Genomic DNA, 19083 nt, shown 5'->3' with positions numbered 1-19083 from the left:
CAAGAAAGTTTCCAGATGTAATAGGAAAACTAGGATGCAGTTACAAGATTCAGAAACCATTCGATGTTCCATATAGGATACTAGTACCTAGAAATGTAGAGAACCTGCTAGTTGCAGGGCGATGTGTTTCTGTAGAGGACAGAGTATTTGGACACGGGGAGTTCCTATTTAGAGACCAAGGATGTTGCATGGTTACAGGCCACGCGGCGGGTACAGCGGCGGCGTTGGCCTCTCGAACCGGGACAACCCCTCGGAACCTTGACGTGAGAATGCTGCAGAGACGGCTCCTTGAACAAGGAGCTTTCTTGTTTGACGAAGAGGAAGAGGATCGAAGAAAGGAAGTCTTCGGAGCCTGAGCAGGGGGAGGAAGGGAGATCACGGAGGATTGGGGAGAAGCGTGCCGGTCCAGCCCAGTTCTCGGGAGATGCGCTCCGCGGCCTCCCGCACGAGTGGCCCGAGCTCCCGCCTTGCCCGCTCCAGGGAGATGGTGGCCACCGAGCCCGAGACGCTCACCGCTCCGGCCACGGCCCCTGTGTGGTCGAAGATGGGGGCTCCCACGCACCGGATCCCCTCCTCGTTCTCCACGTTGTCGATGGAGAAGCCCCGGGCGCGGATGAGGGAGAGTTCCTCGAAGAGCTGCTTCGGGTCCGTGATGGTGTTTGGGGTCCGCTGGGGGAGCCCGTGCCTTCGAATGATCTCCTCCACCTGCTCGCTGGGGAGGTGGGCCAGCATGGCCTTGCCCAGGGCCGTGCTGTGGGCGGGGAAGATGCGGCCCACCATGGAGGCCATGCGGATGGGGCCCGGAGACTCCACTTTCTCCACGTAGACCACCTGCCCGCCTTCCAGGACCGCCAGATGCACGGTCTCGCCCGTTCGGTCCCGGAGTTCCTGGAGGATGGGGCGGCCCACGGTCCGGAGTTCCAGCTGCTCGAGCCGCCGTGCGGCGAGCCACAGCACCGCGGCGCCGATGGTGAAGCCTCGGCCCATGGGGGTCACGAGCCCCTCCCGGGCCAGGCTTCCCAGGAGGCGGTAGACGGTGGGGCGGGGGACCCCGATCCGGGCGCTGATCTCCGCGGGCGTGAGGGGCTGCCCTGCTTCTCCCAGGACCCGCAGCAACGCCGCGGCCCGCTCCACGGACTGTACGCCGGTGCGCGTGCGGGATCGGATCTTCACCGCTCCCCTCCGCCCAAGACCTGCCCTACCAGATACCCCTGGAGCAGCAGGGTGATCAAGACCACGGGGGCGAGGGTGATGAGGGACATGGCGGACAGCGACCACCACTCGATCCCCCGCTGGGTGTGCTGGGCGGCGATGAGGATGGGGAGGGTGCGGGCCCGGCTGAAGGTGAGGATGAGGGCGAAGAGGAACTCGTTCCACGCGAACAGAAAGCAGAACAGGAAGGTGGCCACAAGCCCCGGTATGGAGACGGGCAGCACCACGTGCCAGAGGGCGCGGGCCCGACTCGCGCCGTCTACGAGCGCGGCTTCCTCCAGAGAAGCGGGAACCTGGCGGAAGAAGTTGTGCATGAGCCATGTGGCGAGCGGGAGGTTGAAGGCCACGTATACCAGCACAAGACCCGTACGGGTGTCCAGGAGCCCGACCGTGCGCAGCAGGAGGAAGAGGGCCAGGGCGGTGACGATGGGAGGCATGATGCGCTGCGAAACGATCCAGAACAGCACGTCCTCGTTCGCCAGGGGCCCCAGCCGCACCCGCAGCCGTGCGAGTCCGTAGGCCGCGCTCGCGCCCATGGCCATGGCCAGGAGGCTGCTGCTGCTCCCGATGACGATGCTGTTCAGGAGCGGCCCGTAGATCGTCTCCCGCTCCACTCCCAGCAGCAGGTTCCTCCACGCATCCAGGGTGGGCCGGAAGTCCACCCAGGGGAGGAACTTCGGTCCCTGGTGCACCGCGAGGGCGTCCTTGAAGGAGGCGGTCACGAGCCAGTACAGGGGGAAGAGCACGATCACGGACCATACGCCTAGGATCCCGTAGGCCAGGGCCGGCGGGCGGCGCTTCATGCCCACACCTCCGTGGCCCGCAGCCGGCGCGTGAGGCGCAGGAAGGCGAGGGAGGCCACAAGGACCAGCAGGAAGAGGGCGAAGGCGATGGTGGCCCCGTACGCGAGATCGAAGGCGTGCAGGCCCCGGTAGTAGGCATGTAAGGTGAGGCTCTCCGTGCGGGTGCCGGGTCCGCCTCCCGTGATGATGAAGATGACGTCCACGATCTTGAAGGCCTCCACGGCCCTCAGGAAGGCCGCGGTGAGGAGAGTGGGCACCATCAGGGGGAAGACCACGTACCGGAGGGTCTGTCCTCCGGAGGCACCGTCGAGCTGCGCGGCTTCCCACAGCTCCTCCGGTAGAGCCTGAAGGCCGGCCAGGCACAGGACGAAGACGAAGGGCGTCCACTGCCACACGTCCACCAGGATCATGGACAAGAGCGGCAGCCTCTCCCCGCTCACCCATCCGAGGGGCGGAAGGCCTACGATCTGCAGCAGGGCGTTCAGGGGACCGATGGTCTCGTTGAGCAGCATCCGCCAGATGTAGCCCACCGCGATGGGCGTGAGGGCCATGGGGATGATGAAGAGGACCCGGAAGAATGCCCCTCCCGGCAACGGGCGGTACGCCAGGAGCGCGAGCCCAAACCCCAGCACGACCTCCAGGCTCACGGCGCCCGTCACGATCACCACCGTGTTCCCTAGAGTGGTCCAGAACCGAGGGTCGGTGAGCAGCCGGTACCAGTTCCCCAGCCCCGCGAAGCTCAGGTGCAGTCCGCCCACCAGGGAGACCCGGCTGAAGGTAAGGGCAAGCGTGAACAGGAAGGGGAAGAGGGTCAACAGCAAGAGGAGGCCCACCGCAGGGAGGACGAAGGCGTTGCCCTCCGCTCCGCGTCTACGGGCAGGGATCTCCGCGATCTGAGCAGGGAGGGCCCCCGCGCCCGGCCTGCCCTCGGGGCGCGGGGGTCCGGGCCTAATCCGGGAGGCCCAGCCACGCACGGTAGAGCCGGCGTTGCCGGTCGCGGCCGAGCTCGTTGGTGATGCGCTCCCACTCCGCGGCCGCGGCGTCCAGGGCCTGCTGCGGCGTGGCTTGGCCTGCCGCGGCCCGGGCCAGCTGGGTCTCCAGGGCGTCCAGGTACCGGGCCTGCCCGGGGAGCTTCAGGTCCAGCTGGGCGTTGGGGTGGGAAAGGGACTGCTCGATGGCCCGCAGGTAGGAAGAAAGGTCGGGTTCCACGAACCCGAACCGCCGCCATCCCTCCAGGTTCCGGAAGTGGGAGGCCCGGAAGGGGTTGAAACCCGTCTCAGAGGTGGTGACCGCGATGTAGCTGTTGCGGGGTTCCGCCAGGGTCCGACAGAGGTCGTAGGCGGCATCCGGGTAGCGGGTGGTGGCCGCCACCCCGCACACCCATCCCCCGAAGGCGAGGTAGGGAGCCACGTTGGGTCGCGGGAGCCGTCTCCAGCTCCGGGTCCGGTAGTTGTAGACCTCTACAGACCCCGGGAGCACGACGGTGCCGACCTTCCCCTTCACCACGGACTTGGGATCTGTGCTCCCCACGATGCCGGTGTCTCCCCAGTCCTTCGCCAGCACCGCCACGCCCGCGGCGAACTGGGACCGGACATCCCCGGAGTCGAAGTTGATCATCCCCGGAGGTCCCAGCCGCACCAGCCGCGTCCACTCCTCCAAGGCCCGCACGAACCCGGGATTGTTGATGTGAGGCCGCATGGTGTCGGGATCGAAAAACAGGCATCCCTTCAGGCCCGGCGGGCACACGTACGGGGCCGCGTGGGATATGAAGAACCAGAAAGCTTGTCCTCCCCTCCGGAAGGCCTCCAAGACCCCGTACCGACGCCGTCCATCCCCCGCCCAGTCCCGGCCGTTGAAGAACTCCGCGATCTCCCGGTACTCCACCCAGGTCCGGGGAGGTTGCAGCTCCCGGCCGAACCGTTGCCGGAACGCCGCCCGATGCTGAGAATTCTCCAGGACGTCACGCCGGTAGTACACCAGGTGCACGTCTCCGTCCACGGGGAGCCCGTACAGTCGACCGCCCCAGTTGACGGTCTGCCGGTAGGTGGGCAGGATGTCCTCCCACTGGAGTCCCCGGTCCTGCCGGATGCGCTCTGTGAGGTCCAGGAGGTACCGGTTGCCGGCGAAATCGCCCATCCAGGCGGAGGCGAAGACGAGGACGTCAAACCCACCGGCTCCCAGGGTGAAGGCGGACATGATGCGCTGGTAGAGTTCTCCAAAGGGAGCGGTCACCAGATTAATCTTGCCGCCCGTGCGGCGCTCCCAGTCTGGGCCGAACATCTGCACGGGCTTGGCGATGTAGGGTGGGCTCTGGGTGATGACCGTGAGGGTCACCCCCTCGTACGGCCGCGGCGGCCCGCCCCACGCGGGCAGAAGCAGCGCCGCAATCAGGACGATTCCCCCAACGGCCTTCCACCACGCCACGCACCTTCGCATGCTCCCCCTCCTTCCTGCGTACAGGGTTTGCCCGCGCTAGCGGGCGGTGTAGCCTCCGTCCACCATAAGGGCGGAACCCGTGATGAACCGACTCTCGTCCGAGGCCAGGAAAACCGCGGCGGGCGCCACGTCTTCTGGCCGGCCGATCCGGCCGAGGGGGATGGCCTGCTCCACGCTGCGCACGTACGCCTCGGGATCCGGCTGCAGGCGGATGAAGGCCTCCAGCATGGGGGTCATGATCATGGCGGGGCAGATGGCGTTGACACGGATGTTGTAGCGGGCATAGTCCAGAGCCATGTTCCGGGTGAGGGTGAGCACCCCGCCCTTGCTGGCGTTGTACGCCGCGTTCTCCTGCAACCCGATCACGCTGGCGATGGACCCGATGTTGATGATGCTGCCGCCTCCGCCGCGGATCATGTGGGGGATGGCGTACTTGGAGCAGAGATACACCCCCTTCAGGTTCACGGCCAGTACCCGGTCCCAGTCCGCTTCCTCCGTGTCCACCACCGTGGCCCGCAGGGTCACGCCCGCGTTGTTCACGAGGACATCGAGCCGGCCGAAGGCCTCCACGGTTCGCTCCACCATCCGGAGCGCGTCCTCCGCCCGGCTCACGTCTCCCGGGACGAAGAGCACTTCCCCCAAGGCCTGCAGTTCCCGATGGGCCCGCTCTCCGGCTTCCACCTGGACATCGCTCAGGGCCACCCGGGCCCCCTCCCGCAAAAAGGCCTCCGCGATGGACCGCCCGATTCCCACCGCCCCGCCCGTGACAAGCGCCGCCTTTCCCGCGAGCCGCACCGTTTGTCCTCTATGCGGACAATCTGTCCTGTTTGCAGGAATTTACTTCGGGCCAGAGCCTACGGACTCCTGCTGACCCTCGGGCAGCAAGGCCTCCACCTCGTGACGGTAGGGCATGACGGGAGGGTCCCCACCCGGATGGTGGCCAGGGCGCCCGCGGCGTTGGCGAACCGCACGGCCTCAGGGAGGGGCGCTCCCTACGCCACGGCCACTGTAAGGCCCCCCATGAAGGCGTCTCCGGCTCCCGTGGTGTCCACCACAGGGACGGAGAAGGTGGGAACGTGCTGCGTGGAGAGTTCCAGGCGATTGGACGAAAGGATGGTGCCGGCGCCCCAGACCTTGGAGCCGTAGGGTCGGGGAGGGGCGGCGTCCACGATCACGGGGACTCCGTACGCGTGCCCCAGATCCACCGTGGCCCGGGCGGTGACCGCGGGGATCTCGAAGTCCACGAGGAGCGCGTCGAGATGGGCCTGGTGAGGTTCGAGCGCGCGTGACGTGGTCCGGAAGGAGGTGGTCGTTCGCCCCGATGACCACGAGAAATGTGCAGTCGGTACGCGAGGAGGTTCTCGCTCCGCACGGGCAGTCGCGGGGTCAGCACAGTGAAGGTCTGTGATGAGGCTGCCCACCACGGCCACGGTTGCCATCCCATCCCCTCCTCCCTACGCTGGAGACAAGCGGAATCTCCCCAGCGGAGGTTCGACATGGGTGCGTGGCGCGTCCTGGTGACCTCCCGGTCCTTCCTGGAAGCCGCGCCCGAGGCCGTCCGGAGGTTGGAAGAGGCCGGCGTGCATCTCCTCCGGGCTTCGAGGGATCGGCCCCTGGAGGAGGAAGAGCTCGCGGACCTCCTGGGTGAGGTGGATGGGATCATCGCGGGCGTGGACCGCATCGGCCCGCGGGCCCTGCAAAAGGGGGCTCCCCGCCTCCGCGTGATCGCCCGCGTGGGCGTAGGGGTGGACACCATCGACCTCCGGGCCGCCACGGACCTGGGAGTGGTGGTGACCAACACGCCGGGACTGAACGCGGAGGCGGTGGCGGAGCTGGTGTTCGGAGTGATGATCGTCCTCGCCCGCCGGATCCTGGAGGTGGACCGTTGGGTGCGCGAGGGCCGCTGGATCCGGCCGTTTGGGGTGGAGCTCTCCGGGAAGTGCCTGGGCGTGGTGGGGTTTGGTCACATCGGGCAGGCGGTGGCCCGGCGCGGGGTGGGGTTCGGGATGCGGGTGGTGGCCTTCGATCCCTGGGTAGATCCGGAGGTGGCGCGCGGGCTGGGCGCCACCCTGGTCCCCTTTCTGGAGGTGATCGAGAGCGCGGACTTCCTCACCCTGCACGTTCCCCTCCTCCCGGAAACCAGACACCTGGTGGGGGTGGAGGAGCTGCGTCGGATGAAGCCGACCGCCTACCTGATCAACGCCTCCCGGGGAGGTGTGGTGGACGAGGCCGCCCTGGCGCGGGCCCTTCGGGAAGGCTGGATCGCGGGGGCCGCGTGCGACGTCTTCGAGGAGGAGCCACCCCTTCACTCTCCGCTCCTGGAGGCCCCCAACGTCGTCCTCACGTCCCACATCGGAGGGCACACCTGGGAAGCTGCCGCGCGGGCCGCCCGGTTGGCCGCGGAGCAGGTCCTCAGGGTTCTCCGGGGGGAGCGCCCGCCACATGTGGTGAACCCGGAGGTCTTTAATCGGTGATGGCCCCCGGGGCATCCGTTCCCGCGATCCTCGTCCAGAAGGCCCGGTCCTCCACCACGGCCCGGTACGCGGTGGCGGCGGCGCGGTAGCGGGCGTGGTTCTCCCGGTCGGGCGTGTAGCGCTGGACGGGCCAGGTGAACCGTCCCACCGCCTCCTGCCAGTCCCGGAACACGCCCACCGCATAGCCCGCCAGGAGGGCGCTTCCCAGCGCCGCGGCCTCCGTTCGGTTCAGCCGGGCGTACGGTACGCCGAGGACGTCGCACTTGATCTGGTTCCAGAGATCGCTGCGCGCTCCCCCTCCCACCACCCGGACCTCCCGGAGCCGTTCCACGCCCGATCGTTCCCGGGCGATCTCGAGATAGATGGCGTACTCGTAGGCCACGCTCTCCAGCATGGCCCGGTACAGGTGCTCCGGTCCGTGGGTCCAGGCCACTCCCAGCCACGCCCCGCGCAGCTCGGGCTGGTTCGGACACACCCGGCCGGCGAGGTGGGGGATGAAGAGGAGCCCCTGGCAACCGGGCGGGACGGCCTGAGCGGCGGCGTCGAGCTCAGGGTAATCCCACTGGTCCCTCCCCGTGATCCGGCGCAGGAGATCCCGCCACCACCGGAGGTTCAACCCGCCCCCGCCGATGTACCCGATCAGGTACCACCGTTCCTGAGGGACCATGCGGGCGCACAGCAGCGTACCGGTGCGGGCATCCGGCGCGAAGCGGTCCACGCACAGGGCGAGGACGGAGGCGGTTCCGGCCGCGTCGTACGCCATGCCGGGCTCCAGCACTCCGGCCCCGAGCATGGCCGCGGCCTGATCTCCTGCCCCCGCGGCCACCGGGGTGCCGCTCCGCAGGCCCATGGCCTCCGCGGCCTCCCGGCTGAGCCGTCCCACGACCTCCCAGGGCTCCACGATCCGCGGCAGACGATCTTGGGGAACCCCGAAGTGCGCGCACAGGGCTTCGGACCACCTGCCGTGTTCCGTGTCGCTCAAGCAGCTGAAGTGGAGGTAGGTGGGGTCGATGAACGCTTCTTCTCCCCGCATCCCGCACAGGCGCATGGTCACGTACCCCGCGGGCATCACGAACTTGCAGATCCGGGCGAAGGTCTCGGGTCGCTCGTGCATCCACCACAGGATCTTTGGCCCGTGGGAGTAGGTGGGCGGAGCGCCCGTGCGCGCGCAGATCTCCTCCGCGTGGGATCGCATCCGCTCCACGTAGGGCGTGCAGCGGGTATCGAGCCAGGAATCGTAGGGCATGGCCGCCCGTCCCTCGCGGTCCACGGCGGCGATGCCCGCCATCTGCCCATCGAGGCACAGGCCCGCCACCGCGTCGGGCCGAACCCCCGCCTGCTCCACGCAGGCCCGCACCACGCGGACGGCGGAGGCCACCATGTCCTCCGGGTCCTGCTCTACCCACCCCGCACCCCGCTGGAGGAGCCGCGAGGGCTCGCTCGCTTCCGCGAGGACCTGCCCATCCTCCCGGATCAGGATCCCCTTGGTGGCCGTGGTTCCCAGATCCACGCCGCAGAGGCAGGCGGGCACGGAGCCACCTCCTCAGGGCCCTTCCGCGGGCACCACTTGGGGTTGCCCGTTCTCAGCGAGCACCCGCACCCGGAAGCCGGTGCGGGCCACGGTCTCGTAGTCGTGACCCGCGTCCGCGGGATATACGTAGAGGAACACCAGGGGCTCAGGGCCCGTGTTCACGCTGCGGTGGGCCCACCCCGGCGGGACGTAGACGACGGTCCCGGGGTGCAGGCCCTCCACCCGGCAGCGCCCTCCCTCATCCTGGAGCACCAGGACGCCTCGGCCGCGCAGGGGGACGTAGACCTCCGCGGTCTCGCGCCGGAGGTGGAAGTGTCCCCGGGTCATGAAGTACTCGCGCCCCACGCGGCCGGGGTGGAGGACGGTGAGCCCGTACCGCAGGTGCCCAGGGCCGTCCGGGATGGGAGGCTCATAGGTCTCGTACACCACGGGATCCCCGGCCCGCACGAGCGCCTCCAGGGACGGGGCATCCGCGAAGAGTCCCCGGAGGTCACTCGCCCGCCGAACCGTCCGCACCGTGTTCGGGCCGAGCTGGACCGGCTCCCAAGTGAGCTCGCTTCGGATCGGGTTCATGGCATCCCTCAGGGGAGATCCATGCGGATGTGCTTGGTGAGCAGGTACTCCTCCAGGCCCTCGTGCGAGAGCTCGAGTCCAAACCCGCTCTCCTTCCATCCCCCGTACGGGAAGGGCACTTCCCCCCCCACCACGTTGTTCACCCCCACGGTCCCCGCCTCCAGCCCCTCCGCGACCAGGAAGGCGGTGCGCAGGTCCCGGGTGTACGCGTATGCCACGAGTCCGTAAGGGCTGTCGTTGGCGAGCCGGAGGGCTTCCTCCAGGTCCCGGAAGGGCATGAGGGGTGCCACGGGGCCGAAGGTCTCCTCCCGCATGACCTTCATGGAGTGGTCCGCATTCACCAGCACCGTGGGGGTGAAGAAATACCCCTTGGGGAACCCCTCGGGACGGTGACCCCCGTACACCACCCGGGCGCCTTTGGCCCGCGCGTCCTCGATGTGCGCCACGGTCTTCTCCAGTCCTTCCCGCGTGGTCATGGGGCCGAGGTCCGGGTCCTCGAGGCCGGGACCGATCCGCAGCCGGCGGGTGTACTCCACGAACCGTTCCACGAAGGATTCGTACACCTGCTCGTGGACGTAGATGCGGTTGACGGCGTTGCACACCTGCCCCATGTTGCGGAAGGCGCGGTAGACCCCACCCCGCGCGGCAGCTTCCAGGTCCGCGTCCGGGAAGACGAGCAACGGGCAGTGTCCCCCCAGTTCCAGGGACACCCGCTTCATCCCCTCCGCCGCCATCCGGAGGATCTCCTTTCCAGTCGAGGTTTCCCCCGTGAAGGCGATCTTCCGGATCCCCGGGTGGCGAACGAGGTAGCTCCCCACCGTACTCCCCGGGCCGATCACGGTGTTCACCACGCCATGGGGAGCGCCGGCCTCCACCAGGCACGCCAGGAACCGCGAGACCGCGAGGGGTGTTCGGGAGGGGGGTTTCGCCACCACCGTACATCCTGCCGCCAGGGCCGGGGCCACCTTCCACGCGAGGAGCAGAACGGGATAGTTCCACGGCCCGATGGCGGCCACGGGTCCCACGGGCTGATGGATGACGAGGCTGCGGCGGTTCGGATGGTCCGTGGGGATGGTGCGGCCGCAGATCCTCCGGGCCTCCTCCGCGTAGTACTCCAGGGCGTCGATGCTGGCCTGGATCTCTCCACGTGCGTCCTTGAGAGGTTTTCCCTGCTCCAGGGTCAGGAGGCGCGCGAGGCTCTCCAGCCGTTCCCGGACGAGCTGGGCCGCCCGGCGCAACAGGGCCGCGCGGTGAGTCGGGGGCGTGCGGGACCACGTCCAGAACGCCCGCTCCGCGGCCTCCACCGCGGCGTCCACCTCCGCCTGGCCGGCGACGGAGGCGGTCCCCACCGCCTCCTCGTCCGCGGGGTTGAGGACCGAGAGCTTCTCCTTTCCCTCCACCCAGGTGCCGTTGATGAGAAGGTCCACGTGCTCCATGACACCCCTCCTTCCCGTGGGGTTCGTCCCTCGTCCTAGAGGCCCGCCGGGAACAGCACCACCTTCAAGCTCCGCTTCGCGGCCATGGCTTCCATGGCCAAGGCCACCTCCTCCAGGGGACGCCGGTCCGTCACGAGGCGCCCCAGATGAGGCCGGAGGCGGGGCAGCAGACGCAGCGCCCGGCGGTAGTGCTCTACGGTCTGGCCGGTGGTGCCCGTGAGGAGAAGCTGGCGGTAGTGCACCCGGTTCGTGTCGAGGGCAGGCCGGGCGCGCTCCGCGGGAAACCCCGCGAAGAAGTTCACCCGACCCCGCACCGCGGCCACCTGGACCGCCTGCTCCTGGGCCCGGGGATCCGGGGCGGTGACGATCACCACGTCGAACCCGTCTCCGTGCTCCGGGACCGCCTCCGGGGCAAGGACCTCATCCGCACCCATCTCGAGGGCCATCTCCCGCCTCTGGGGCCAGGGATCCGCGACCACCACCTCGCCCGCGCCCAGAATCCTCGCCACCAGGGCATTCAGAAGCCCCATGGGGCCGGCTCCCAGAACGAGCACGCGGTCTCCGGGAGTAGTGGCGACCGCCTCGTGCGCGTTCAGGACACAGGAGAGGGGTTCTGCGAGCGCGGCCTCCTCGAACGAGACTTCCTCCGGCAGCGCCACCACGTGGCCCCGCTGCACCGCCCGGGCGGGCACCCGCACGAACTCCGCGAATCCCCCATCCAGGGTGATGCCGAGGGCGTCGTAATCCGGGCAGAGGGGATCCAGGCCCACCACGCAGGCCCGGCACCGGCCGCAGCCCACGTTGGGCACGAGGCCCACCCGCTGGCCCACCTGGACGCCGGCTTCCGGGGCCCGCACTTCCACCACCTCTCCCGCGATCTCGTGCCCCAGGATGCGCTTGGTCCCGGGCGGGACCTTGAAGTGGCCCCGGCGGGCGATTTTCAGGTCCGTGGAGCAGATGGAGACCGCCCGCACCCGGACGAGGACGTCCCCGGGTTCAAGGCGCGGCTCCGGCCACTCCTCCAGGGAGATGCCCGATCCGGGGACGCAGACCGCGGCCCTCACGGACCTTCCCCTGCTCGTTCCACGGGCTGCGGGAGGCCCGTGGCCGCGGACCGGACCGCGGCGAGGGTGGCCTCCAGGGCTCGCAGCCCGTCCCATCCCGTGACCTCCGGGGGTTGGCCTTTCTCGATGCAGGCGATGAAGTGCTCGTCCTCCGCCAGGTACGCGTCCCGGTATCGCTCCCCCCAGCTCCGCACGGCCTGGTGCACCACCTGGCCCTCCCGGGTGACCCGCGTCCAGGAGCCCTGCCGGATTTCCCCGATCCAGATCATGCCCTCGGTTCCGAGGATCTCCACCCGCGAGTCGTACCCGTAGTCCACGGGACAGGCCCCCTCGATGCTGCCCAGGGTCCCGTCCAGCAACTCCGCGCTCACCAGGGCCACGTCGTAGAAGTCCGGGTAGTCCGCCAGCAGATGCGTGGCCTTCCGGGCCGCGACCCGGGCGAAGATGGACCGGTACTCGGATCCGGAAAGCCACCGCAGGGTGTCGAAGTCGTGGCTGGTGACCTCCGCGAGGAGGCCGAGTCCCTTTTTCGGATCCCAAGCCCAGGCGGGCGGGAGCCCCGGTCCCCGGGTGGTGGAGCGGATCAGGAGGAGGCGCCCGAGTTCTCCGGAGGCGATGCGGGCCCGTGCCTCCCGGAACTCCGCATCGAAGCGCCGCATGAATCCCACCTGCAGGACCACGCCCGCCCGCTCCGCGACCCGGATCATCTCGAGCGCCTGCGGGACGTCGAGCGCCATGGGCTTCTCGCACAGCACGTGCTTTCCGGCCTCCGCGGCGTGCACCACGAGGTCCCGGTGCGTGAAGGTGGGAGTGGCCACGCACACCGCCTCGAAGGCCACCCGCTCCAGGGCCTCCTCCAAGGAGGCGAAAGGCTGCGCCCGCAACTCCTCCGCGGCGCGGGCCCGGGCGTTGGGATCCTCGTCCACCACCGCCACCAGCTCCGCCTCCGGGATCCGGAAGGCGAAGTTCCGGCCGTGTACGAGCCCGGCCCGTCCTGCTCCCACGAGGCACACCCGGATCACCGCCTCACCTCCGGGCGCTCCTCATTTTCTGCCTCTAACCTCGCCTCCAGCGCTTGCAACCACCGGAGGGAGCGCTCCGCATACAGATCCCGCAGGGCCGCGGCCCAGCGAGACCGGATGGCGACTGTGAGGTCAGGAACCGGGGGAAGCGGCTCCAGGATGAGCCATCCGTCGAACGAGATCTCCCGAAGACTCCGGAGGATGGCCTTCAAATCCAGGTGGCCCTCTCCCACAGGTCCCCGGTGACTGTCCGAGAGATGCAGGCTCGTAAGGCGAGATCCCGCCCGACGGACTGCCGCGGCCGGATCCCGCTCCTCGAGGTTCATGTGGAAGGTGTCCAGGTGGACGCCCAACCACGGGGAGTCCACCTCCTCCACAAAGCGCAGTGCGTCTTCTGCGGTGTTGAGCAGGAAGGATTCGTAACGGTTTACGGGTTCCACCGTGAGGCGCACCCCGCGCTCGGCCGCGAACCCGGCCGCCTCTCGGACGGATGCGACCCCGAGCGACCACTCGTGCTCCACCAGCGGCCACCACGTCTCAGGGTCGCCTGCGTACTCCACCGGCGCCCGTCGGGGAACTGCCGTAGGCACCAACAGCACCTGAGGTGCACCCACGGAGGCGGCGAACTCCACGAGGCGGCGCGCGTATCCCACCGCGTGGGCGCGGACCCACGGGTCTGGATGGGAGAGGTCGCGATCCCCGGGCCACGGGAACATTGCGGCCACCGAGCACACGGTGATCCCGTATCGTTCCGCGAGGGAGCGCACCTCCCGGGGGTCGTACCGGTCCAGGTCCCCCTGCAGCTCGACGCCTTGGTAGCCATACCGGGCAAGCCGCTCCAGAGTCACCTGGAGGGGCTCGTCGCCGTAGATCCAGTTGCTCACCGCGTACTTCACCGGGCCCTCCGTTCCCCCCATGCCTCGAACTGCCGGCGCCGCCACTGGTCCAGGATCACCACCAGCACGATCATGAGACCCATGATCACCCGCTGCCAGAAGGCGCTGACGTTGAGGAGGTTGAGGCCGTTCCCCAGCACGCCCATGATGAGGGCGCCCACCACCGTCCCCCCCACGCCGCCCACGCCTCCGAAGAGGTTCGTCCCGCCCAGGACCACCGCGGCGATGGACTGCAACTCCATGCCCTCTGCCATGAGGGCGTTGGCGGAGTTCAGGCGGCCCGTGAGCACGAGCCCCGCCACCGCCGCGAGGAACCCCGACAGCACATACCCGGAGATCTTCACCCGGTCCACGTCGATGCCGCTGACCCGGGCGGCCTCGCGGTTCCCACCCACCGCGTACGTACCCCTCCCCAGAGGCGTGTGCTGCAACACCACCCACCCCACGAAGGCCATGACGAGGGCGACGAGGGGGGCGACGGGGATTCCGAGCAGGCTGCCGCTCCCGAGCCAGATGATCTCCTGCGGGAGGTAGGCCCGGAGCTGGATGGCGGTGAGGTGGGAGGGGACGGGAAGCCCGCCCGTGAGGATGAGGGCCACGCCCCGGGCCGCGGACATGGTCCCCAGGGTCACGATGAAGTCCGGCACCCGGCCCTTGGTGATCACCACGCCGTTGACGAGGCCCACCAGGGATCCCGCGGCCAGCGCGAGCAGAACACCCACCCACACGCTCTGGCCCCAGTAGGTCATGGCCACGGCTCCGAGGCTGGCGGAAAGGGCCAGGGTGGCGGCCACGGAGAGGTCGATGCCGGCCCCGATGATGACGACGGTCTGCCCCACCGCGAGGATCATCACCGCCGCGGTCTGCTGGAGGATGTTCTTGAAGTTCCCCACGGTGAAGAAGTAGGGCGCGGAGAGGGAGAGGTACGCCACCAGCAGGAGCAGGATCACGAGCGGCCCTCCGCGGGCCACCACGGGCTCCACCACGCTTCGGGCCCAGCCGGCGGGGAGGGGACGGGCCGCGGAGGTCTCTCGGACCGGGAGCTCGCTTCTCATGGCGACACCGCCTCCTTGAGCTCGGTGGCCGCGCGCAGGATGGCCTCCTGGGTGGCTTCCCGAGCAGGGAATTCCGCGGTCAGGCGACCGGAGCGGAGCACGAGGATGCGGTCCGCCACCGCGAGGAGTTCGGGGATCTCGGAGGAGAGGAGGAGGATTCCGACCCCCTGCTGCACCAGCCGCCCGACCAGGGCGAACACCTCACTCTTGGCCCCCACGTCAATCCCCCGGGTGGGCTCGTCGAGGACGAGGACCCGGGCGCCGCTCGCGAGCCATCGGGCCAGCAGGATCTTCTGCTGGTTGCCGCCGCTGAAGTGCAGGGCGGGTCGCCACAGGATGGGCGGGTGGATGGCCAAAGCCTCCATGAGCCGCAGGGCCACGTCCTGCTCTGCGGCGCGGTCCAGGAGTCCCCGGCGGACGAACCGCGCCAAGCTCGCCAGGGTGATGTTCGGGGGCACAGGCAGGAGAGGGACGAGGCCTTCCCGGCGGTCCTCCGTGAGGTACCCGAGCCCCGCCCGGATGGCGTCCTGGGGACTGCGGATCTCCACGGGTCGGCCGTCGATCCGGACGGTGCCGGACCGGATCCGCTCTAGACCGAACAGGGCCCGGGCCAGGGTGGAACGGCCGCTGCCCCGGAGCCCGAACACCCCCACGATCTCCCCGGCCCGGATCTGTACGCTCACGCCCGAGAGGATGCCCGCATGGAGCTCCGAGATCTCCAGCACCGGAGGGCCTAGGGGAGCCTGCGCCTTAGGAAAGTGCTCCTGCAGGGTCCGTCCCACCATCAGCCGCACGAGCAGGGATTCGTCCACCTCCTGGACCGGGAACGTCCCGGCCGCCTGTCCGTCCCGCAGGACCGTCACCCGGTCCCCGATCTCCCACACCTCCGCGAGCCGGTGGCTCGTGTACACCACTGCAACCCCGCGGTTGCGCAGCTCTCGGAGAATCCGGAACAGCCGCTTCCGGTCGCCCTCCGGCAGGGCAGAGGTGGGTTCGTCCAGGAGCAGGATCCGCACCTCCAGGCCGAGGACCCGGGCGATCTCCACCAGTTGCCGTTCCGCGATGGAAAGATCCCGGACGGGCCGGTCCGGATCCAGAGGGACTTCCAGATCCCCGAGCACCCGCCGGGCCCGGGCCCGCACCTCCTTCCAGTCCACGAGGCCCAGCCGGCGCCGGGGCCACTGCCCGAGTTGGAGGTTTTCCGCCACGGAGAGGTCCGGGACGAGGCTGAGTTCCTGGTGGACCATCCCGATGCCGAGTTGGCGCGCGTGCTGGACGCTGCGGAGCTCCACCCGACGGCCGTACACGTGGATCTGCCCCGCGTCCTTCAATAGGGCACCGCCCGCGATCTTGAGGAGGGTGGATTTCCCGGCCCCGTTCTCCCCGAGGAGGATGTGGACCTCCCCGGGCCGCAGGTCCAGGCTGACCCCTCGGAGGGCGTGGACGCCCGGGAAGGATTTGTGGATGCCCACCAGCTGCAGCACCGGGGCCGGCTCACTGGGCCGTGTATCCGCCATCCACGGAGAGGACCGCTCCGGTGGCATAACCGCACCGTTCGCTGGCGAGGAACACGATGGCCTCCGCGATCTCCTCCGGCGTGCCCAGGCGGTTGAGGGGACGGATGGCCTCCAGGTGGCGGCGGGCGCGGTCCGGGTCCCCGCTGCGGGCGAGGGCCTCCCGGACGAGAGGGGTGTCCGTGGTGCCCGGGCAGACACAGTTCACCCGGATCCCGTAGCGCGCCAGGTCCACCGCCAAGCTCTTCGTGAGCATGATCATGCCGGCCTTCGAGACGTTGTAGGCCACCTGTCCCGGGATCCCCACGAGCCCTGCTTCCGAGGCCACGTTCACGATGACCCCGCTGCGCTGCCGGACCATGGGCTCCGCCGCGTATTTCGCGCACAGGAAGGCACCCGTGAGGTTGATGCGGAGGACCTCCTCCCAGGTCTCTTCGGACGTGCTCAGGACGTCGCCCTGGCGGTAGATCCCCGCGTTGTTCACGAGCACATCCAGGCGTCCCAACTGCGCCACGGTCTCCTCCACGGCCCGCCGGGCACCCTGAGGGGTGGAGATGTCCGCCACCAGCAGGATTGCCCGAGCGTTCATCTGCCGCAGGAGGTCCAGGGTCTCGCGCCCCGGTGCCTCGCTCCGGTTCACCACGGAGACGGCTGCCCCCTCCCGGGCAAACGCGAGCGCCGCCGCCCGCCCGATTCCCTTCCCCGCTCCTGTGACGAGCACCACCCGTTCCGACATCCCGTGGCTCCCTGAACGGGAGGGGCGAGGAAGCGCGTGCCCCTCGCCCCTCGTTTGTCACCTGGCTGCCCGCTTGATGGCCTCCCAGTCAATGGGCTCCAGTTTCGGGTTCGGGTAGAAGAGCTGGTGGTTCCCCCGGTAGACGGTGCGCGGACGGATGTCAAAGATCTTGGGCACCCGCTGGCCCAAGGCCAGCATCACGCCGAACTTGGTGCCGTACCATCCCCACTCGGGAAACCCGTGGTGGGTCTCCGCCACGATCTTGCCCTCGGAGATGCGGGCCGTGGACTCCGGGGTGACGTCGTTGGTGAAGATGGCCACCTTCTCGTCCCCCAGCTTCGGCCCTTCCTGTGCCAGCTCCAGGCGCCCCACGGCCTCCGAGGCCAGCATGGCGCCCAGGCCCATCTCGTTGGAGGCGGCCCAGATGGCGTCCAGGCCGGTGGGCCACCGGGTGAGATAGTCCTCCGCCACCTTCCGGCCCTTCTCCCGGTTCCAGTCCGCGGGTTTGATGTCCAGGATCCGGATGTTGGGGAAGGCGCTCGTGACCTTTCGGAAGCCGTTCACCCGGGCGGTGGAGAAGAACCCACCCGCGATCCCCTCGATCACGGCCACGTTCGCGCGGATGGAAGCCCGGTCCTGGAAATTCCGGTACACGCCCTGCCACCACTGCAGGTCCAGGTACTGATCCGGCCGTACGTTCACCCGTGGTCCCGCCCCCAGGATCCCCGGGCCCCCGAAGTAGTCTACCAGGGAGTACGCGGAGACCATGGCGGCCACGGTGTTGTCGAAGCCGATGTAGCTGGCCACCTCGACCCCGCGGATGGGTTCCAGGAGGTTCACGATGATCACGGGGATCCGGGCGGCGTTCGCCTTGCGGATGGCGGGGATGATGACCTCCACCTCGATGGGCGAGATGGCGATGACGTTGCACCGCCTCTGGATGAAGTCCTCGATGATGGCCACCTGTGTCGCGAACTCCGTGTGGGCGGCAGGAGCGCGACTGATGATCTGGACGTTAATGCCGTGCCGGCGGGCTTCCGCGGCGGCTTTCTCGAAGAAGTCCGTGGCGGTCTTGAAAACCCCGGTGATGTCGGGCGGCGTCCAGCATAGGGTGATCTGCCGCGGCAGCCGCGGACCGCCGCCTGCGGTCGCGACGGCCCCCGCCCAGGCAACCGTGAGCGCCAGGAGAACTCCCAACATCCATCCATACCACCGCATCGTGGCACCCCCCTTCGATTCTCATGGTGGGCCTTCCGTAGGGATTGCGGGTCTCCGTCCTCTCCGCTCCCACCCCCCGTCCGGGATGGCGATCTGGAAACACGATCCCGCGGCCTCTAGCGTTCGAGCCGGACGGTGTACCGGTAACGGTCCGCGGGGTAGAACCCCTCCACGTACTCCACCGGTCGGCCGTCCTTCGCGAAGGTGCCCCGTCGGATGATCAGGATGGGCTCCCCTTCCTCGATTTCGAGCTGAGCTGCCATGTACTCGTCCGCGACGGCCGCCTCGATGATCTGAATGGCCTCGCCGAGCCGGATGTTGTACTTGGTCTCCAGCAGCGCGTACAGGGACCCGGAGAAGTCCTCCTGAGGATCGATCCCCAGGGAGGCGGGGAGGTAGGAAATGAGGAGGACGATGGGCTGTCCGTTGGCGCACCGCACCCGCTCGATCCGGAGGAAACGATCCTCGTCGGTCCGGAGCGTCTCGCGGACCCGCTTGGGAGGATCGGTGACGATCTCCACCTTCACGCTCCGGGTGCTGGGCTCCATGCCCACCGCCCGCATCTCCTCCGTGAAGCTCACCAGACGCGGCAGGGGCTCCACGATCTTCGGAGGGGCCACGAAGGTTCCTCGTCCCTGTTTGCGGATGAGCAGGCCCTCCATCACAAGCTCCAGGAGGGCCTGCCGCACCGTGGCCCGGCTCACCCCATAGATCTCCTGGAGCTCCGCCTCCGAGGGAATGGCCTCTCCGGGCTTCCACTCTCCGGCCTCGATCCGGCGGCGGAGATCTTCCCGGATCTGGTAGTAGAGGGGGATGACGCTGTTCAGGTCAACCTTCCCCATGAACCTAACCGGTCATCCAGTCGTCCTATTATTAGAACGTCCGGACAAGTTTTATCAAGGCGAACCTGAGTTCGCCATTCACGGGGAACTCCCGCCGTCCGGCGGGTCGATCTGTCCGCCTTCTCCATGGCCCGCGGGATGTGTTGTGAGGAGGGTGGCGGGTTGCTGGTTCCGAGGGGCGGTGTGCTGGGCGCACGGATGGGTCACAGATGGGGAACCCCCTCCGGGCGGCTACGCGTACTCCGCCATAAAGAGGCAAGCCCCGGAGGTG

The 19083-nt window shown here is 68.8% G+C and carries 19 protein-coding genes; 2 read left to right on the top strand and 17 right to left on the bottom strand.

Annotation, left to right across the window (positions count from 1 at the left end; all coding sequences use genetic code 11):
* On the top strand, window positions 1-356 hold a 356-nt coding region (locus QN206_04825; GenBank protein MDR7614128.1), incomplete at its 5' end, for an FAD-dependent oxidoreductase.
* A 19-nt stretch (window positions 357-375) separates the two neighbouring features.
* Here the strand turns inward: QN206_04825 and QN206_04820 are convergent.
* The 6 genes from QN206_04820 to QN206_04795 all read right to left on the bottom strand — a co-directional run bounded on the left by QN206_04820 (window position 376) and on the right by QN206_04795 (window position 5890).
* Window positions 376-1173 (bottom strand): IclR family transcriptional regulator, encoded by a 798-nt coding sequence (locus QN206_04820; GenBank protein MDR7614127.1) that lies wholly within the window; start codon window positions 1171-1173, stop codon window positions 376-378.
* A complete protein-coding gene (locus tag QN206_04815; protein MDR7614126.1) occupies window positions 1170-2015 on the bottom strand; it encodes a carbohydrate ABC transporter permease in 846 nt (281 codons plus the stop codon). The genes QN206_04820 and QN206_04815 overlap by 4 nt, the downstream gene beginning before the upstream one ends.
* A complete protein-coding gene (locus QN206_04810; GenBank protein ID MDR7614125.1) occupies window positions 2012-2836 on the bottom strand; it encodes a sugar ABC transporter permease in 825 nt (274 codons plus the stop codon). Before QN206_04810 ends, QN206_04815 begins: the two co-directional genes overlap by 4 nt.
* 127 nt (window positions 2837-2963) lie before the next feature.
* Entirely contained in the window at window positions 2964-4451 is a 1488-nt protein-coding gene (locus QN206_04805; GenBank protein MDR7614124.1) for an extracellular solute-binding protein, read from the bottom strand.
* Window positions 4452-4487: 36 nt separating this feature from the next.
* Window positions 4488-5246, bottom strand: coding sequence for an SDR family oxidoreductase (locus QN206_04800; GenBank protein MDR7614123.1), 759 nt, complete (start codon window positions 5244-5246; stop codon window positions 4488-4490).
* Between the two features lie 197 nt (window positions 5247-5443).
* Entirely contained in the window at window positions 5444-5890 is a 447-nt protein-coding gene (locus QN206_04795) for a PfkB family carbohydrate kinase (GenBank protein MDR7614122.1), read from the bottom strand.
* Between the two features lie 57 nt (window positions 5891-5947).
* Between QN206_04795 and QN206_04790 the strand changes: the two genes are divergently transcribed.
* The gene (locus QN206_04790) at window positions 5948-6925 is read left to right on the top strand and encodes a phosphoglycerate dehydrogenase (GenBank protein ID MDR7614121.1); all 978 of its coding nucleotides are present in this window, start codon (window positions 5948-5950) and stop codon (window positions 6923-6925) included.
* Here the strand turns inward: QN206_04790 and QN206_04785 are convergent.
* From QN206_04785 to QN206_04735, 11 genes are all read right to left on the bottom strand, one after another.
* Window positions 6915-8456: an FGGY family carbohydrate kinase gene (locus QN206_04785; GenBank protein MDR7614120.1), complete on the bottom strand. Its 1542-nt coding sequence runs from the start codon at window positions 8454-8456 to the stop codon at window positions 6915-6917. The genes QN206_04790 and QN206_04785 overlap by 11 nt on opposite strands.
* A 12-nt stretch (window positions 8457-8468) precedes the next feature.
* Window positions 8469-9029, bottom strand: coding sequence for a glucose-6-phosphate isomerase family protein (locus QN206_04780; protein MDR7614119.1), 561 nt, complete (start codon window positions 9027-9029; stop codon window positions 8469-8471).
* An 8-nt stretch (window positions 9030-9037) separates the two neighbouring features.
* Entirely contained in the window at window positions 9038-10465 is a 1428-nt protein-coding gene (locus QN206_04775) for an NAD-dependent succinate-semialdehyde dehydrogenase (GenBank protein MDR7614118.1), read from the bottom strand.
* 35 nt (window positions 10466-10500) lie between these two features.
* Complete coding sequence (locus tag QN206_04770; protein ID MDR7614117.1) at window positions 10501-11529, bottom strand: alcohol dehydrogenase catalytic domain-containing protein; 1029 nt, start codon at window positions 11527-11529, stop codon at window positions 10501-10503.
* The gene (locus tag QN206_04765) at window positions 11526-12551 is read right to left on the bottom strand and encodes a Gfo/Idh/MocA family oxidoreductase (GenBank protein ID MDR7614116.1); all 1026 of its coding nucleotides are present in this window, start codon (window positions 12549-12551) and stop codon (window positions 11526-11528) included. The genes QN206_04770 and QN206_04765 overlap by 4 nt, the downstream gene beginning before the upstream one ends.
* A complete protein-coding gene (locus QN206_04760) occupies window positions 12548-13447 on the bottom strand; it encodes a sugar phosphate isomerase/epimerase family protein (protein MDR7614115.1) in 900 nt (299 codons plus the stop codon). Before QN206_04760 ends, QN206_04765 begins: the two co-directional genes overlap by 4 nt.
* A complete protein-coding gene (locus tag QN206_04755; GenBank protein MDR7614114.1) occupies window positions 13444-14502 on the bottom strand; it encodes an ABC transporter permease in 1059 nt (352 codons plus the stop codon). The genes QN206_04760 and QN206_04755 overlap by 4 nt, the downstream gene beginning before the upstream one ends.
* Complete coding sequence (locus tag QN206_04750) at window positions 14499-16019, bottom strand: sugar ABC transporter ATP-binding protein (protein ID MDR7614113.1); 1521 nt, start codon at window positions 16017-16019, stop codon at window positions 14499-14501. Before QN206_04750 ends, QN206_04755 begins: the two co-directional genes overlap by 4 nt.
* Window positions 15997-16752, bottom strand: a complete 756-nt coding sequence (locus QN206_04745) for an SDR family NAD(P)-dependent oxidoreductase (protein ID MDR7614112.1) — start codon at window positions 16750-16752, stop codon at window positions 15997-15999. Before QN206_04745 ends, QN206_04750 begins: the two co-directional genes overlap by 23 nt.
* Before the next feature lie 57 nt (window positions 16753-16809).
* Window positions 16810-17970 (bottom strand): sugar ABC transporter substrate-binding protein, encoded by a 1161-nt coding sequence (locus tag QN206_04740; GenBank protein MDR7614111.1) that lies wholly within the window; start codon window positions 17968-17970, stop codon window positions 16810-16812.
* Between the two features lie 116 nt (window positions 17971-18086).
* A complete protein-coding gene (locus tag QN206_04735; GenBank protein ID MDR7614110.1) occupies window positions 18087-18812 on the bottom strand; it encodes a GntR family transcriptional regulator in 726 nt (241 codons plus the stop codon).
* Window positions 18813-19083: the final 271 nt, after the last annotated feature.

The organism is Armatimonadota bacterium (assembly GCA_031460175.1).
GTDB classification, from domain to species: domain Bacteria; phylum Sysuimicrobiota; class Sysuimicrobiia; order Sysuimicrobiales; family Sysuimicrobiaceae; genus Sysuimicrobium; species Sysuimicrobium tengchongense.
This window is presented reverse-complemented; position numbering and strand designations above follow the sequence as displayed.

Excerpts from the sequence above, each read along its gene's own strand:
- QN206_04790 (MDR7614121.1), top strand. The coding sequence starts at position 5,948 with ATGGGTGCGTGGCGCGTCCTGGTGACCTCCCGGTCCTTCCTGGAAGCC.
- QN206_04795 (MDR7614122.1), bottom strand. The coding sequence starts at position 5,890 with ATGGCAACCGTGGCCGTGGTGGGCAGCCTCATCACAGACCTTCACTGT.
- QN206_04780 (MDR7614119.1), bottom strand. The coding sequence starts at position 9,029 with ATGAACCCGATCCGAAGCGAGCTCACTTGGGAGCCGGTCCAGCTCGGC.
- QN206_04745 (MDR7614112.1), bottom strand. The coding sequence starts at position 16,752 with ATGTCGGAACGGGTGGTGCTCGTCACAGGAGCGGGGAAGGGAATCGGG.
- QN206_04805 (MDR7614124.1), bottom strand. The coding sequence starts at position 4,451 with ATGCGAAGGTGCGTGGCGTGGTGGAAGGCCGTTGGGGGAATCGTCCTG.
- QN206_04750 (MDR7614113.1), bottom strand. The coding sequence starts at position 16,019 with ATGGCGGATACACGGCCCAGTGAGCCGGCCCCGGTGCTGCAGCTGGTG.
- QN206_04740 (MDR7614111.1), bottom strand. The coding sequence starts at position 17,970 with ATGCGGTGGTATGGATGGATGTTGGGAGTTCTCCTGGCGCTCACGGTT.
- QN206_04775 (MDR7614118.1), bottom strand. The coding sequence starts at position 10,465 with ATGGAGCACGTGGACCTTCTCATCAACGGCACCTGGGTGGAGGGAAAG.
- QN206_04755 (MDR7614114.1), bottom strand. The coding sequence starts at position 14,502 with ATGAGAAGCGAGCTCCCGGTCCGAGAGACCTCCGCGGCCCGTCCCCTC.
- QN206_04815 (MDR7614126.1), bottom strand. The coding sequence starts at position 2,015 with ATGAAGCGCCGCCCGCCGGCCCTGGCCTACGGGATCCTAGGCGTATGG.
- QN206_04735 (MDR7614110.1), bottom strand. The coding sequence starts at position 18,812 with ATGGGGAAGGTTGACCTGAACAGCGTCATCCCCCTCTACTACCAGATC.